This is a genomic window from Mesorhizobium sp. M7A.F.Ca.CA.002.05.1.1 (assembly GCF_003998335.1).
In the GTDB taxonomy this organism is placed as follows: domain Bacteria; phylum Pseudomonadota; class Alphaproteobacteria; order Rhizobiales; family Rhizobiaceae; genus Mesorhizobium.
The window spans coordinates 1-1,212 of sequence record NZ_RZQI01001284.1; the positions used below are offsets into that span (position 1 = coordinate 1).

The window sequence follows — 1,212 nt, forward strand, 5'->3', positions numbered from 1 at the left end:
GCGCATGCAGGCCGCCGTCAGCGCCTACTATGACTGGCAGGGCGGGCTGGTGTGGCTGCGCATGGAACAGGGCGATCCGGAAGCCGCCCTGCTGCGCGGACTGTTGAGAAAACATGGCGGCGGCCATGCGACGCTGGTGCGTGCCGCACCTTCGCATCGCGCCGCTCTGCCGGTGTTCGAGCCGCAGCCGCCCGCACTTGCCGCACTCAGCCAGCGGCTGAAGCAAGAATTCGACCCGAAGCACATCCTCAATCCCGGCCGAATGGCCTAGGACATTAGCGATGCAGACCAATTTTTCGCTTGCCCAGCTTGCCGATCCGCATGTCGCGGAATCGGAAAAGATCCTGCGCAAATGCGTGCATTGCGGCTTCTGCACCGCCACCTGCCCGACCTATGTGACGCTTGGCAACGAGCTCGATTCACCGCGCGGGCGCATCTACCTGATCAAGGACATGCTGGAAAATGGCCATCCCGCCGACAAGCAGATCGTCACCCATATCGATCGGTGCCTGTCGTGCCTCGCCTGCATGACCACCTGCCCGTCGGGCGTGAACTACATGCATCTGGTCGACCATGCCCGCGCCCATATCCAGGAGACCTACAAGCGGCCGCTGCTCGATCGACTGACCCGCGCCATGCTGGCCTTCGTGCTGCCTTATCCCCAGCGGTTTCGCGCCGCGCTCAAGCTGGCGAAGCTGGGCAAGCCGTTTATAGGCTTGTTCGACAAGGTTCCGGCGCTGAAGCCGCTCAGTGCGATGCTCAAGCTCGCGCCGGCCTCGATCCCGGCAGCTTCGCCGATGGGCTCGCCAGGCATCCATGCCGGGCAGGGGAGCAAAAGAGGCCGCGTCGCCATCCTCACTGGCTGCGCGCAATCGGTGCTCGATCCCGCCATCAACGACACCACGATTTCGCTGCTGACGCGGCTCGGCGTCGAGGTCGTGGTGCCGCCGGGCGAGGGCTGCTGCGGCGCGCTGGTGCATCATATGGGGCGCGAGCAGGCCGCGCTTGCCTCGGCGAGGCAGAATGTCGATGCCTGGACGCGCGCCATCGAACAAGGCGGGCTCGATGCCATCGTCATCACTGCATCCGGCTGCGGCACGACGATCAAGGACTACGGTTTCATGCTGCGGCTGGATCCGGCCTATGCCGACAAGGCCGCGCGCGTTTCGGCGCTGGCCAAGGACATCACCGAATATCTCTCGACCTTCGATC

General features: G+C 64.6%; 2 protein-coding genes. Both read left to right on the forward strand.

The features are described from left to right. The coding region (locus tag EN939_RS34915; protein WP_272483138.1) for an FAD-linked oxidase C-terminal domain-containing protein at positions 1 to 271 on the forward strand (271 nt) is incomplete at its 5' end. Positions 272 to 281: 10 nt separating this feature from the next. After that, positions 282 to 1,212 (forward strand): glycolate oxidase subunit GlcF (gene glcF, locus EN939_RS34920; RefSeq protein ID WP_127271913.1); only part of this gene is annotated, 931 nt, incomplete at its 3' end.